General features: G+C 67.8%; 12 protein-coding genes and 1 tRNA gene. All 13 read left to right on the top strand.

What is annotated here, in order from left to right:
- Nucleotides 1–1,927: excinuclease ABC subunit UvrC (uvrC, locus tag VFI59_00020; GenBank protein ID HET6712087.1), on the top strand; the 1,927-nt coding region annotated here is incomplete at its 5' end.
- A complete protein-coding gene (gene rapZ, locus VFI59_00025) occupies nt 1,924–2,829 on the top strand; it encodes an RNase adapter RapZ (GenBank protein HET6712088.1) in 906 nt (301 codons plus the stop codon). The genes uvrC and rapZ, both read left to right, overlap by 4 nt.
- Before the next feature lie 92 nt (nt 2,830–2,921).
- Complete coding sequence (gap, locus tag VFI59_00030) at nt 2,922–3,929, top strand: type I glyceraldehyde-3-phosphate dehydrogenase (GenBank protein ID HET6712089.1); 1,008 nt, start codon at nt 2,922–2,924, stop codon at nt 3,927–3,929.
- Nucleotides 3,930–3,951: 22 nt separating this feature from the next.
- A complete protein-coding gene (locus VFI59_00035; protein ID HET6712090.1) occupies nt 3,952–5,133 on the top strand; it encodes a phosphoglycerate kinase in 1,182 nt (393 codons plus the stop codon).
- Nucleotides 5,130–5,915 carry a triose-phosphate isomerase gene (gene tpiA / locus VFI59_00040; GenBank protein HET6712091.1) on the top strand — a complete coding sequence of 262 codons (786 nt, stop codon included), beginning with the start codon at nt 5,130–5,132 and terminating at the stop codon, nt 5,913–5,915. The genes VFI59_00035 and tpiA overlap by 4 nt, the downstream gene beginning before the upstream one ends.
- A 16-nt stretch (nt 5,916–5,931) precedes the next feature.
- On the top strand, nt 5,932–7,215 hold the full coding sequence (gene apgM, locus VFI59_00045) for a 2,3-bisphosphoglycerate-independent phosphoglycerate mutase (GenBank protein HET6712092.1): 1,284 nt from the start codon (nt 5,932–5,934) through the stop codon (nt 7,213–7,215).
- Between the two features lie 123 nt (nt 7,216–7,338).
- Nucleotides 7,339–8,493, top strand: a complete 1,155-nt coding sequence (locus tag VFI59_00050) for an ABC transporter permease (protein HET6712093.1) — start codon at nt 7,339–7,341, stop codon at nt 8,491–8,493.
- Between the two features lie 109 nt (nt 8,494–8,602).
- Nucleotides 8,603–10,483: an ABC transporter substrate-binding protein gene (locus VFI59_00055; GenBank protein ID HET6712094.1), complete on the top strand. Its 1,881-nt coding sequence runs from the start codon at nt 8,603–8,605 to the stop codon at nt 10,481–10,483.
- Between the two features lie 68 nt (nt 10,484–10,551).
- Complete coding sequence (locus tag VFI59_00060) at nt 10,552–11,523, top strand: ABC transporter permease (GenBank protein HET6712095.1); 972 nt, start codon at nt 10,552–10,554, stop codon at nt 11,521–11,523.
- Nucleotides 11,524–12,534 carry an ABC transporter ATP-binding protein gene (locus tag VFI59_00065; GenBank protein ID HET6712096.1) on the top strand — a complete coding sequence of 337 codons (1,011 nt, stop codon included), beginning with the start codon at nt 11,524–11,526 and terminating at the stop codon, nt 12,532–12,534. It abuts the gene before it with no gap.
- Entirely contained in the window at nt 12,531–13,622 is a 1,092-nt protein-coding gene (locus VFI59_00070; GenBank protein ID HET6712097.1) for an oligopeptide/dipeptide ABC transporter ATP-binding protein, read from the top strand. The genes VFI59_00065 and VFI59_00070 overlap by 4 nt, the downstream gene beginning before the upstream one ends.
- A gap of 27 nt (nt 13,623–13,649) precedes the next feature.
- Nucleotides 13,650–13,877 carry a preprotein translocase subunit SecG gene (gene secG, locus VFI59_00075; GenBank protein ID HET6712098.1) on the top strand — a complete coding sequence of 76 codons (228 nt, stop codon included), beginning with the start codon at nt 13,650–13,652 and terminating at the stop codon, nt 13,875–13,877.
- Between the two features lie 43 nt (nt 13,878–13,920).
- Nucleotides 13,921–14,010 (top strand) — tRNA-Leu (locus VFI59_00080).
- Nucleotides 14,011–14,091 lie beyond the last annotated feature (81 nt).

Consider the following 14,091-nt stretch of genomic DNA (forward strand, 5'->3'; position numbering starts at 1 on the left):
GCACGACTACGATGACCGGGTGAGCCTCACCCGACCCCCCGCCGGCGACATCCCCGATCAACCAGGCGCCTACCTCTTCCGCGACGGCGACGGCCGTGTGATCTACGTCGGCAAGGCGCGGTCGCTGCGCAAGCGCCTCGCGAACTACTGGGGCAAACCCCTGCATCCTCGCACCGAGGCGATGGTGCACTCGGCCGAGAGCGTGGAGTGGATGCTCGCGAGCGGCGAGGTCGACGCCCTCATGTTGGAGTACAACCTGATCCAGCGGCATCGTCCGCGGTTCAACATCCGCTACCGCGACGACAAGTCCTACCCCTACCTCGCCCTCACGGTCGGAGAGGAGTGGCCTCGAGCCCAGGTGCTGCGCGGCGCCAAGCGCAAGAAGGTCCGCTACTTCGGACCGTACGGGCACGCGTGGGCGATCCGCGACACGCTCGACGCCCTGACGCGCGTGTTCCCGGTCCGCACCTGCTCGAACGCGTTCTTCGACCAGCGGGCGAGGGCGAAGCGGCCGTGCCTGTACTTCGACATCGGCCGGTGCAGTGGGCCCTGCGTGCCCGAGGTGAGCGGGGTCACACACGAGTCCTACCGTGCCGATGTCGACGCGCTCGCCGACTTCCTCGCCGGGAACACGAAGCCGGTGACACAGCGGCTCGACAGCGAGATGCAGGCGGCGGCCGAGCGGCAGGAATACGAGCAGGCGGCGAAGCTCCGCGATCAGCTCGGTGCGGCGCGCCGGGCCCTCGAGGCCCAGGAGATGGTGCTCGACCGGCCCGAGAGCATCGACGTGATCGGCATGGCCGACGACGATCTCGAGGCCGCCTTCCAGGTGTTCATGGTGCGAGGTGGACGCGTGCTGGGTCGCAAGGGATGGGTCGTCGACCGCGTCGAGGAGCTCTCGCGCGAGGAGCTCGTCGCATCGTTCGTCCGCCAGCTCTACATGGAGCGCGAGGAGGTGCCGCCACGGGTGCTCGTGCCGACGGAACCGGCCGATCGCGAGGTGCTCGAAGCATGGCTGGGGGAGCGGCGCGGCACGAAGGTCACGATCGGCGTGGCCGAGCGGGGCGCGAAGCGCCGCCTGCACGAGGTGGTGATGCGCAACGCCGAGGAGTCGTTCCACCGGCACAAGCTGCGCCGGGCATCGGACTTCGGTGCGCGCTCCCGCGCCCTCACCGAGCTCGCCGACCGGCTCGGTCTCGAACAGGCGCCGCTCCGCATCGAGTGCTACGACATCTCGAACCTTGGGCCGACCGACACCGTCGGGTCGATGGTGGTCTTCGAGGACGGCCTGCCGAAGCGATCGGATTACCGGCGTTTCCGTATCAAGGGCGTCGTGGGTCAGGACGATTTCGCTTCCATGGAAGAGATGCTGCGTCGGCGCTTCACGCGTCTGCTCGAGGAACGTGCCGAGTCGCCTGCCCCCGGCCGGCGGTTCTCCTACGCGCCCGCCCTGGTCGTCGTCGACGGGGGCCGCGGACAGCTCAGCATGGCGTCGAGGGTGCTGGGAGAGCTCGGGCTGCAGATCCCACACATCGGACTCGCGAAGCGGCTCGAGGAGGTCTACTTCCCCGATCACCCCGACCCCCTGATGATCCCGCGCGGCTCCGAGGCCCTCTTCGTGCTCCAGCACCTGCGCGACGAGGCGCATCGATTCGCGGTCACCTACCACCGGCAGAAGCGTGAGAAGCGCGCGCTCAGTTCGCCCCTCGACGACGTGCCAGGCGTCGGACCCGCCAGGAAGAAGGCCTTGCTGAAGCGGTTCGGATCGCTGGCACGACTGCGCCGTGCCGAGCCCGAACAGATCGCCGAGACGCCCGGGATCGGTCCGGAGCTCGCCGCCGCGATCCACGAGCGCCTCCATGAGCCTGAGCCGTCCCCGCGGCCGCTCGTCCGCGAGCCCGGTCTCGACCGGAAGGTCAGCGCATGACGACCTCGGCGACGCCGGCCCCGGTCGCCGACGCCTCGGTGGCGGGCCCCGGCTTCTTGTTGATCACGGGGCTCTCCGGCGCGGGGCGCTCCGAAGCCGCGCACTCGCTCGAGGACCTCGGATACTTCGTTGTCGACAACCTCCCGCCGGCGCTGCTCCCCACGATGGCCGAGCTGGTCTCGCGGCCGGGGGGTCCGACGCGCATCGCCATCGTGGTCGACGCCCGCGGGGGCGTGTTCTTCGGGGAACTGTCGAAGGCCCTCGACGAGCTGAAGCAGCTGCGGGTCGACTACCGGATCCTCTTCCTCGAGGCCGCCGACGAGGACCTCGTGAACCGCTACGAGGCGACCCGGCGGCGTCATCCGCTCGCGCCCGCCGACCGCGTGGTCGAGGGCATCCGCAAGGAACGACTCATGATGGAGAGCCTGCGGGGTGACGCCGACCTGATCATCGACACCACCGGGCTCACGCCTCATCGCCTCCGCGATCGCATCCGCGACGCCTTCTCCGAGGCTCCGCCCGAGCAAGGCCTGCAGGTCTCGGTCACCTCGTTCGGGTTCAAGTACGGCACGCCGCGCGACGCCGACATCGTGCTCGACGTCCGGTTCCTGCCCAACCCCTACTGGGTCGAGGAGCTCCGACCGCTGCCGGGCACCGACGAGCGGGTTCGTGACTACGTGCAGTGGCAGGACCAGTACCGGGCGTTCATGGAACGGCTCGAGGCCCTGCTCGAGGTCGTCGTGCCGGGCTACGTCGCCGAGGGCAAGTCCTACCTCACCTGCGCCGTAGGGTGCACGGGCGGACGACACCGATCGGTGGTGGTCTCCGAGGAGCTCGGCAGGTACTTCGCGGATCGGGGCATCCCGGTGACGGTCGCCCATCGCGATCTCGCACGGAACTGACGGGCCGTCCGGCCCGTGCCGCGTTCGGAGGGTGCTGACTAGGATGGGACCCGCAACGACCAGCAGATCCCGGCTGCTCGAGGAGGATCCCCATGAGTGTGAAGATCGGCATCAACGGATTCGGTCGAATCGGGCGCAACTTCTTCCGTGCCGCGAAACAGCGCGGCCTCGACTTCGACTTCGTGGGGGTCAACGACCTCGGTGACGCCCCCACGATGGCGCACCTGCTGAAGTACGACTCGGTGCACGGGCGCTATCCGGGCGAGGTCGCCGTCGGCCCCAACGGACTCGTGATCGACGGCGACGAGCTCCGTGTGCTCGCCGAGCGCAACCCCGCCGACCTTCCCTGGAAAGACCTCGGCGCCGAGATCGTGATCGAGTCGACCGGCATCTTCACCGATCGTGACAGGGCGGCGGCCCACCTCGAGGCGGGCGCCCAGAAGGTGATCATCAGCGCCCCGGCCAAGAACGAGGACCTCACGGTCGTCCTCGGCGTGAACGACGACGCGTACGACCCGGCGACTCACCACGTGATCTCGAACGCCTCGTGCACGACGAACTGCGTCGCCCCGATGGCCAAGGTGCTCGACGACGCGTTCGGCATCGAGCAGGGGTTCATGACCACCGTGCATGCCTACACCAACGACCAGAGCATCCTCGACCTGCCGCACAAGGACCTGCGGCGCGCCCGGGCGGCGGCCGTGAACATCATCCCGACCTCGACCGGAGCCGCGAAGGCCACCGGCCTCGTGCTGCCACACTTGAAGGGCAAGCTCGACGGCATGGCGATGCGGGTGCCCGTGCCCGACGGATCGGTCACTGACCTCGTCGTCACGGTCTCGCGCGACGTCACGGTCGACGAGGTGAAGGCGGCGTTCCAGGCGGCGGCCGACGAGGGCCCGCTCGCCGGCAAGCTCGTCTACACCGAGGACCCCATCGTTTCCAGCGACATCGTCGGCAGCCAGGCGTCGTGCACGTTCGACGCGAGCGCCACGATGGTGATGGGCAACGTCGTGAAGGCAGTCGGCTGGTACGACAACGAGTGGGGTTACTCGAGCCGCCTCGTGGACCTCGCCGCGCTCGTCGGGGCGACGATCTGACGCGCCCCCGCCGGACGTCGCCGTGACGCTTCGCACGCTTGACGACCTCGGCGACGTTGACGGCTCGCGCGTCTTCGTGCGGTCGGATTTCAACGTGCCGCTCGACGCCGGCGCGGTGGCCGACGACGCCCGCATCGTCGCGACGCTCCCCACGATCCGTGAGCTCCGCGAGCGTGGCGCCTCGGTTGCGCTCGCGTCCCACCTCGGCCGCCCGAAGGGCGAGGTGCGCGGCGAGCTTCGGCTCGCACCCGTCGGTGCGCGGCTGGCCGAGCTGATCGGGGAACCGGTGGTTTCGCTCCCAGAGACCGCTCCCGCGGCGCTTCCCGACGACCCCATCGTGCTGCTCGAGAACCTCCGGTTCGATCCGGGCGAGGAAGCCGACGACCCGATCTTCGCCGGGCGGCTCGCCGACCTCGCCGACGCCTACGTCGACGATGCGTTCGGCGCCGCCCACCGCTCGCACGCGAGCGTGTCCGCGCTGCCCGAACTCATGCTCGCCAGCGGCCGACCGGCGGTGGCGGGCAGGCTGATGCAGCGCGAGGTCGAGGTGCTCTCCCGACTGCTCCGCGACCCTGTCCGACCGTACGTGGCGATCCTCGGCGGGGCGAAGGTGAGCGACAAGCTCGCCGTGATCGAGTCGTTGATCGACCGGGTCGACGTGCTGCTGATCGGCGGCGCGATGGCGTTCACACTCATCGCCGCCGACGGGGGCGAGATCGGCACGAGCCTCTGCGAACGGGAGCGGTTCGACGAGGTGCGCGCGGCCAGGGCGAGGGCGCGCGAGCGCGGGGTCCTCGTCGAGGTGCCGCAGGATGTGGTCGCCGCCGCCGACGCGTCCATCCAGGCTGATCGTCGCACCGTGCCGGCCGCGGAGATCCCGCGCGGCATGATGGGTCTCGACATCGGGCCGAAGACGGTCGAGGAGTACGCACGCATCATCGCCGACGCCAAGACGATCCTCTGGAACGGTCCGATGGGCGTGTTCGAACTCGAGCCGTTCAGCGCGGGCACGCGGGGGGTGGCGACGGCGGTCGCGCACGCCGACGCGTTCAGCGTGGTGGGCGGCGGGGATTCCCTGCTGGCCGTGAAGAAAGCCGAGCTGGCCGACGCGTTCGACCACCTGTCCACCGGGGGCGGTGCCTCGCTCGAGTTCCTCGAGGGTCGCTCGTTGCCCGGTATCACGATCCTGGAGGACCGTCCGTGACCGCGACCCCGCCCACCGAACGACGCCCGATCATCGCCGCGAACTGGAAGATGCACAAGACGCACCTCGAGGCGATCCAGGCCGTCCAGAAGCTGAGCTACCTGCTCGACAAGGACGACGCCGAGCGCGTCGAGGTCGTGATCTGCCCGGCGTTCACCTCGTTGCGATCGGTGGAGACGCTGATCGAGTCCGACAAGCTCCCGTACGGCCTCGGCGCGCAGAACGTGTCCTTCGAGGAACAAGGTGCGTTCACCGGCGAGGTCTCGCCCCTGATGCTGGAGGCCCTGAGGATCCGGTACGTGATCGTCGGCCACTCCGAGCGTCGCCAGCTGTTCCGCGAGGACGACCTCGTCGTGAACAAGAAGGCGCGTGCGGTTCTCAAGCACGGTATGACGCCGATCCTCTGCGTCGGCGAGACCCTCGAGGAGCGCGACGCCGACGGCACGGAGACGAAGGTCGCCCAGCAGATCCGGCGCGGCTTCGACCACGTCGACGCCCAGCAGGCGGCGACAATGGTCGTTGCCTACGAACCGATCTGGGCGATCGGCACGGGCCGGCACGCCGATGCCGCCGACGCCGGGCGTGTGGTCGAGGTGATCCGTTCCTCCCTGGCTGACCGCTACGACGACACCGTCGCCCACGCCGTTCGTGTGCAGTACGGGGGAAGCGTGAAGCCCGGCAACATCCGCGAGTTCATGGCGCATCCCGAGATCGACGGCGCGCTCGTGGGCGGTGCGAGTCTCGACCCAGAGGATCTGGCGCTGATCGTGAAGTACCGCTAACACAGGAAGGACCAGCGTGAGCACGCTCCTGTACGTCTGCCTCGACGGGCTCGGCGACGATCCGATCCCCGCGCTCGACCATCGCACCCCGCTCGAGGCCGCGGAGACCCCCAACCTCGATGCGCTCGCCGCCCGGGGCGCGACCGGCACCGTCGTGACGGTCGGCCCCGGCATCGCCCCGGAGTCCGACATCGGCGTGTTCGGCATCCTCGGCTACGACCCCAACGAGGAGCACCCTGGCCGGGGCGTGCTCGAGGCGCTCGGCATCGGCATGGACTTCCGAGACGGCGACCTCGCCTACCGCATCAACTTCGCGACGGCGTCCTGGCCCGAGATCGTCGACCGGCGGGTCGGGCGAGACCTCTCCAGCGATGAGGCCCACGCGCTGGCCGACGAGGTGAACCGCACGCTGCGCCTCGACGGCGCTTCATTCGACCTGCGGGCGACGATCGAGCACCGCGGGGCGCTCGTGATCCGCACCGACGACGGCGTCGCGCTGTCGGCGAACGTCACGAACACCGATCCGGCCTACGAACGTCGGGGACACCTCGGGGTCGCGCTCGAGACGTTCGAGCCGGTCGTCGCCACGGCCATGGCCCTCGATGCCACCCCTGGCGCCGAACGGGCTGCCGAGCTCACGAACGCGTTCGTGGAGGGTTCCGCTCGGATCCTCGATGGAAGCCAGACCAACGACCGCCGGCGCGCCGACGGGAAGCTCCCCGGAAACCTGATCCTCACACGCGACGGGGGCGATCGCCGCCCCACCCTCGAATCGATCGCGGACCGGTTCGGCATGCCGTGGGGGTGTTTCGTGGAGATGCCGGTCGAGCGGGGCATCTCGATGGCGCTCGGCATGCAGCCGGTCGACGCACCCCGCCTCGACGCCACCGGGTTCGGTCCCGTCGCCGAGGAGCGGTACGCCGAGTGGGCCCACCTCGCGGCCGACGCGCTCGGCGACTTCCAGGCCCTCTACGTCCACATCAAGGGGCCGGACGTTCCCGCCCACGACGGACGGGCCGAGGACAAGCGCGACGTCATCTCCGCGATCGATCGGGCGTTCTTCGGCGAAGTGCTCCCGCGGCTCGGCCCCGAGACCGTCGTCGCGGTCACGGCCGACCACGCGACGTCGTGCCTGCGCAAGGCGCACACCGCCGATCCGGTCCCCCTGCTCGCGAGCGGCCGCCGGGTGACCCCCGACGGCACCTCCTCGTTCGGCGAACGGGCATGCGCCACCGGCTCGCTCGGCGAGTTGCTGGGTCCGCAGATCCTGCCGAGGCTCAGCGCCCTGGTCCGAGACTGACCGCGAGGATCGCGCAGGATTGCGGATTCCTGCCCCGTTTCGCGCGCGCGCACTGCCCGTACCCTGCGGGATCGCCCCGAACCGCGTTGCCGTCGGGTCCGAAGGGGCCTATCATCCGCGCCGGTGAGCGACGACCGACACGATGCACCGGGCGACGACCACGGGTCACTGCTGGCTCCGGGTACCTCCGGCACGCGGCCCGGCCTGGGCAAGGAGGCCCAATTCGTCGAGGAAGCGTTCGTCGACACCGGCGAACCCGGCACCGAGATCTTCAGGGAAGACATCGGCCGCTCCCCGTGGCAGATCTTCTGGCGGCAGTTCCGTCGCGATCGGTGGGCGCTCGTCGGCATCGTCGTGATCTTCCTGATGATCGTCCTGGCGATCTTGGCCCCGCTGTCGGTTCGTCTGACCGGTCACGAACCGAACTTCGTGAACCTCGACGCGCTCGACTCGTTCGGCCTGCCCGGGGCTCCGTCGTGGTGGCCGTGCCCGGAGGGCGCCGCCGACGCGCCGGTCGTGATCGAGGGCGGCCAGGTCTCGGTGACGAGCGAGGGCTGCACCGCCGTTCCCGGGTACTACATGGGCGTCGACTCAACGGGTCGAGACCTCTTCGTCCGCATCCTCTACGGCGCTCGGACGTCACTGGTCATCGCGTTCGCTGCCACCGGCATCGCACTCGTCATCGGCACGGTGCTGGGCGTGATCTCGGGGTTCTTCCGGGGCAAGACCGACACGTTCATCTCCAGGCTCACCGACGTCGTGCTGTCGCTCCCCATCCTGCTGCTGGCGCTCGGGCTCGCGTCTGCGTGCGGCGCGAGCGCCGAAGGCTGCCTCGGCGGCCTGATCAAGCCGGGTCTCTTGCTCGTCAGCTTGATCATCGGCCTGTTCAGCTGGCCGTACATCTCCCGCATCATCCGCGGACAGGTGCTCTCGCTTCGTGAGAAGGAGTTCGTGGAGGCGTCGCGATCACTGGGCTCAACCAACTGGCGCATCATGGCCCGCGAGATCCTGCCGAACGTGGCGGCCCCGTTGATCGTCTACACGACGTTGATCATCCCCTCGAACATCTTGTTCGAGGCAGGCTTGTCGTTCCTCGGTGTCGGCGTGCCCGACACGACCCCCTCGTGGGGAGCGATGCTCAGCCAGTCCGCCAGCGCGTTCCGATACGCGGTCTGGCTCATGATCTTCCCGGGCATCGCGCTGTTCATGACCACCCTGGCGTTCAACCTGGTGGGTGACGGGCTTCGCGACGCACTCGATCCTCGGACGCAGGCGTGAACGTACTTCCCAAGGGGTGCGGAACCCGCGGTGAGAGAGGGCGACGGGGGGACGATCGACATCCGCATCGAAGACATGCACCGAGAGACACGAGAAGGGGGTCCCGCACATGGATCGAAGACTGAGGGTGATAGCGCTGGTCGCGGTGCTCGGCCTCGTCGCCGCGGCGTGCGGCGGTGACGAAGAGACCGGCCAGGACACCACGACGACCGCGGCAGCGGCGAGTGATCTCAGCGGTGGCACGCTGAAGCTGGCGCAGACGGCAGATGTCGATGTGGCGTTCGACCCAACGCGTTCCTACTACTCGGTCACATGGCAGTACTACCGCTGCTGCCTGCTGCGTACGCTGATGTCGTTCAACGGCAAGCCCACCGAGGAGGGCGGAGCGGAGGCACGACCGGACCTTGCGGCAGCGGAGCCCGAGGTGTCGGCCGACGGGTTGACGTGGACGTTCTCCATCAAGCCAGGGATCAACTACGCGCCGCCTTTCGACGACGTGGCGATCACGGCGAACGACTTCATCACGGCGCTCAAGCGCACGGCGGACCCGAAGACGAGCGTCGGAGGTTACTCCTTCTATTACTCGGTCATCGAGGGGTTCGACGACTACGGTGACGGCAAGGCCGACGAGATCTCCGGACTCACGGCGGTCGATGATCAGACCCTCGAGGTCACGCTGACCGCGCCTGCCGGCGACCTCCCCTACCGCTTCACGATGCCGGCGACTGCCCCGATCCCCCCGCTCGACGGCGAGGAATTCGGGGTCGCGACTGGCCACGACAAAGACTACGGGCGCTTCCTGGTGGCGTCCGGACCCTACATGTTCAAGGGATCGGAGGCCCTCGACTTCTCCGTTCCGGCTAAGGACCAGGAGCCGGTCGCCGGCTACATCCCTGGCCGGTCGATCGAACTCGTCCGAAACCCGTCGTGGAGCGCTGACACCGATGAACTCCGGCTGGCGTACCCCGACGAGATCACCACCGAGATCGGCGGAGAGAACGACGACCTCTACAACAAGGTCGAGCAGGGCGCGATCGACCTCGTCGTCGACGGCATCGTCCCGTCGGAGAAGCTCAGGGCCTACCAGACCGACCCAGAGCTGCAGAACCGGTTGAAGGTGTACTCGGCCGACGGCGTGTACTACGTCTCGTTCAACCTCGCGATGCCGCCGTTCGACGACGTCCACGTTCGGAAGGCGTTCAACTGGATCTTCGACAAGGAAGGGTTCCGCCAGTTGCGTGGCGGCGAGACGACGGGCGAGCTGGCCGGGCACAACATCATCAACAGCATCACCGGCAACATCAACGCCGAATACGACCCGTACGCGACACCGAACGGTGCGGGCGACGTCGAGAAGGCCAAAGAGGAGATGGCCCAATCGAAGTACGACAGTGATGGCGACGGGGTCTGCGACGACCCGGCGTGCGAGGGCATCCTCACGATGACCGATCGCGAGGATCCGTACCCGAAGCAGGCGGCGCTCATGCAGCAGTTCCTCGAGCCGATCGGCATCTCGCTCGACGTCAAGGAACTCGAGCGCACGGTCATGTACAACAAGTGCAATGACATGAACGAGCGGGTCGCCTTCTGCGCGGGGCCCGGGTGGTTCAAGGACTACGCCGACGGGTACACGTTCGGCAACCCGCTGTTCACCTCCGATGGGCTATGGGAGAGCTGCTGCAACTACAGCGGTCTCGGCGCGTCGGCGGATCAGCTCTCGGAGTGGGGTTACGACGTTACGGAGGTTCCGAGCGTCGACGACAAGGCCGACGAGTGCACGGCCGCCACCGGCGATGATCGCGTCCAATGCTGGGCCGAGCTCGATCAGCAACTGATGGAGGAGGTCGTGCCCTGGGTCCCGTACCTCTTCTTCAACCAGGTCGACCTCTTGTCCCCCAACGTCACGAACTACTCGTTCGACCAGTCGGCCGGGCTCGCGGCGTTCGATCAACTCGCCGTGGTCGGCTCGGGGAACATGACGAGCGGGTAGTCGAAACGCACGCGCACCAGGAGCGGGGTCACCGAACGTGACCCCCGCTCCTCGAGCGGAGGAGACCGATGGGAAGGTACCTGATCAGGCGAACGCTGTTCCTGGTGCTGGTGCTCTTCATCGTCTCGCTGCTCACCTTCCTGATCTTCGTGAAGCTTCCGTCCGGAGACCCGGCGCGTCGCGCGGTGGGGAGGTCCACGACCCCCGAGCAGATCGAGGCGGCGCGCGAGGCGTTCGGCCTGAACAAACCGATCTACGTCCAGTACGCCCGGTTCGCCAAGGGGCTGATCCCGTGGCCCGGGCTGTTCCTGACCGAGGACGTCTACTACTCATACGGCAACTTCGTCGCCGTCAAGGAGGAGATCTATCGCCGCCTGCCGGTCACGATCACCCTCGCGGTGGGCGCCGCCGTGATCTGGCTCGCGATGGGCGTGCCGATCGGCATCATCTCCGGGGTCCGCAAGGGCTCGTTCTGGGATCGAGCGGGCATGGTGTTCGCGCTGATCGGGGTCTCGATGCCGGTGTTCTGGCTCGGCCAGCTGCTCCTGTACTTCTTCTGGTTCAAGCTCGGCTGGGCACCCTCGTCGGGTCTCGAGATCGGGGACACGGTCTGGCAATCGATCGCGAAAGGGAAGTTCATCCTGCCCTGGATCACCCTCGCCTTCACGTCCGCCGCGTTCTACGCCCGCATGGTGCGCGGCAACCTGATCGAGACCATGAACGAGGACTACATCCGCACGGCGCGCGCCAAGGGCCTCGCCGAGCGCCGCGTGATCTACAAGCACGGCCTGCGCGGCGCGCTCACACCGGTCGTCACGATGCTCGGTCTCGACATCGGTTTGCTGCTCGGGGGGGCCTTCATCACCGAGACCCTCTTCGGCCTTCCGGGCATCGGCCAGCTCGCCGTCCAGTCGATCGGCACGAACGACTTCCCGATGGTCATGGGCGTGACGGTGCTCGGGGCGCTCTTCATCGCCATTGCCAATCTCGTGGTCGACGTCGTGTACGCGTTCCTCGATCCGAGAGTGAGGTACACGTAGGTGCCCGAGCCACTGCTCGAGGTCAAGGACCTCAAGGTGCACTTCAACACCGACGACGGCATCGTGAAGGCCGTCGACGGCGTCTCCTACTCGATCGAGCCCGGTGAGACGCTCGGCATCGTCGGGGAGTCGGGGTCAGGCAAGAGCGTGAGCTCCCTCACGGTCATGGGGTTGATCACCCCGCAGCAGGCCACGATCTCCGGCGAGGTGATCTACCAGGGGCAGGACCTGCTGAAGCTGCCGGCCGACGAGATGCGCAACATCCGCGGCGACAAGATCTCGATGATCTTCCAGGACCCGATGACGTCGCTGCACCCCTTCTACCGGGTGGGCGACCAGATCGCCGAGGCGATCCTCCAGCACCAGAAGATCTCGAAGAGGGAAGCGTCCGACCAGGCCGTCGACATGCTCGGTAAGGTCAACATCCCCAAGCCGGAGGAGCGCGCGAAGCAGTTCCCGCACGAGTTCTCCGGCGGTATGCGCCAGCGCGCGATGATCGCGATGGCGCTGGCGCTCAACCCCGACCTGCTGATCGCCGACGAGCCGACGACCGCGCTCGACGTGACGGTGCAGGCGCAGATCCTCGACCTGATCGACCGCCTGAAGGAGGAGTTCAACGCGGCGGTGATCATCATCACCCACGACCTCGGAGTCGTGGCAGAGCACTGCGACGACATCATGGTGATGTACGGCGGCAAGGCGGTGGAGTACGGGAACACCGACGACATCTACTACCGGCCGCTGCACCCGTACACGTGGGGCCTGCTCGGGTCGATCCCGAAGCTCGGTGAGGAGACCGACCGCCTCAACCCGATCCGCGGGCTCCCGCCCTCGCTGATCAACGTGCCGCCCGGCTGCTCGTTCCACCCGCGGTGTCCCTACCGCTTCGATCCGTGCGACAAGGACGTGCCGGCGCTCGTGCCGGTCGACGGCCATCACGCCTCGGCCTGCCACCTCCCGCTCGCCGAGAAAGAGCGCATCATCCGGGAGAAAGTGCTGGCGAGCCGATGAGCGTGCAGGTGAACGAGCGCATCGAGCCGGCGCCCTCGAACCGCGGCGAGCCGCTGATCAAGGTGACCGGGCTCAAGAAGTACTTCCCGATCACCCAGGGCATCCTGTTCCAGCACCACGTCGGCGACGTGCACGCGGTCGACGGCGTCGATCTCGAGGTCTATCCGGGCGAAACGCTCGGGCTCGTCGGCGAGACAGGTTGCGGCAAGTCCACCCTCGCTCGTGTCGTGACCCGCCTGTTCGAGCCCACCGCAGGCACGGTCGAGTTCGAGGGTCAGGACATCACGAAGCTCAAGGGGCAGGAGCTCCGCCAGATCCGTCGCGACATGCAGATGATCTTCCAGGATCCATATGCCTCGCTGAATCCGCGCAAGACCGTCGGCTCGATCATCGGCGCGCCCTACCGCCTCCACAAGACGGTCGGGGGTGACAAGGTCAAGGGCGAGGTCCAGCAGCTGATGGAGCTCGTGGGCTTGAACCCGGAGCACTACAACCGCTACCCGCACGAGTTCTCGGGCGGCCAGCGCCAACGCATCGGGGTCGCCCGTGCACTCGCGCTCCGACCCAAACTGATCGTCGCAGACGAGCCGGTGTCGGCCCTCGACGTCTCCGTGCAGGCGCAGATCCTCAACCTGCTCGAAGACCTGCAGAACGAGTTCAACCTGACCTACCTGTTCATCGCCCACGACCTCTCGGTGGTCAAGCATGTCTCCGACCGGGTCGCGGTGATGTACCTGGGCAAGATCGTCGAGATGGCCGAAGGCGAAGCCCTCTACAAGACGCCCAAGCATCCGTACACCGGCGCGCTGCTCTCGGCGGTGCCGATCGCGGACCCGAAGCTCGCGCGCCAGAAGAAGCGGATCATCCTCGAGGGGGACGTGCCCTCGCCGATCGACCCTCCGGCGGGGTGCCGGTTCCATCCCCGCTGCTCACGGACCAGGGAGATCGCTCGAGCCGAGGGCCTCCCCGATGGCGTGGAGCCCCGCTGTAACACGGAGGAACCGCTGCTCGCTTCGCTCGGCGACCGCCAGTGGGCAGCGTGTCACTTCCCGCTCGAGGAAACTATCATCCCTGAATCCGGCGACTGACCGGAACCCTGTGACCGCGGAGTCCCCATGCTGACCACCATCGTGATCGTGATCGACGTGATCGCTGCCTTGTTCCTCATCCTGACGATCCTGCTGCACTCGGGGCGGGGGAGCGGGCTCTCCGACATGTTCGGCGGCACGTCGTCGCTGTCGGGTGGCACAGCCATGGAACGCACCCTCGACCGCCTCACGGTGATCACCGCCCTGATCTTCGGGCTCTGCACCTTCTACCTGGCCTGGCAGTGGAACCCGTAGAGGGTCACGCCCGACGCGGTTGGTAGGATTCGGGCTCGTCCACGTCGGAGTGGCGGAACTTGGTAGACGCGCTAGGTTGAGGGCCTAGTGCCCCTTGCGGGGCGTGGGGGTTCAAATCCCCCCTCCGACACCACATCTGCGCAGGACAACGCCCCTAGCGGGAGCACCGCCGATCCCTCCGGCCGTTCTCTACGTCCGGATACTGTGTCGCACA

Source organism: Actinomycetota bacterium (genome assembly GCA_035697485.1).
GTDB lineage: Bacteria > Actinomycetota > UBA4738 > UBA4738 > HRBIN12 > JAOUEA01.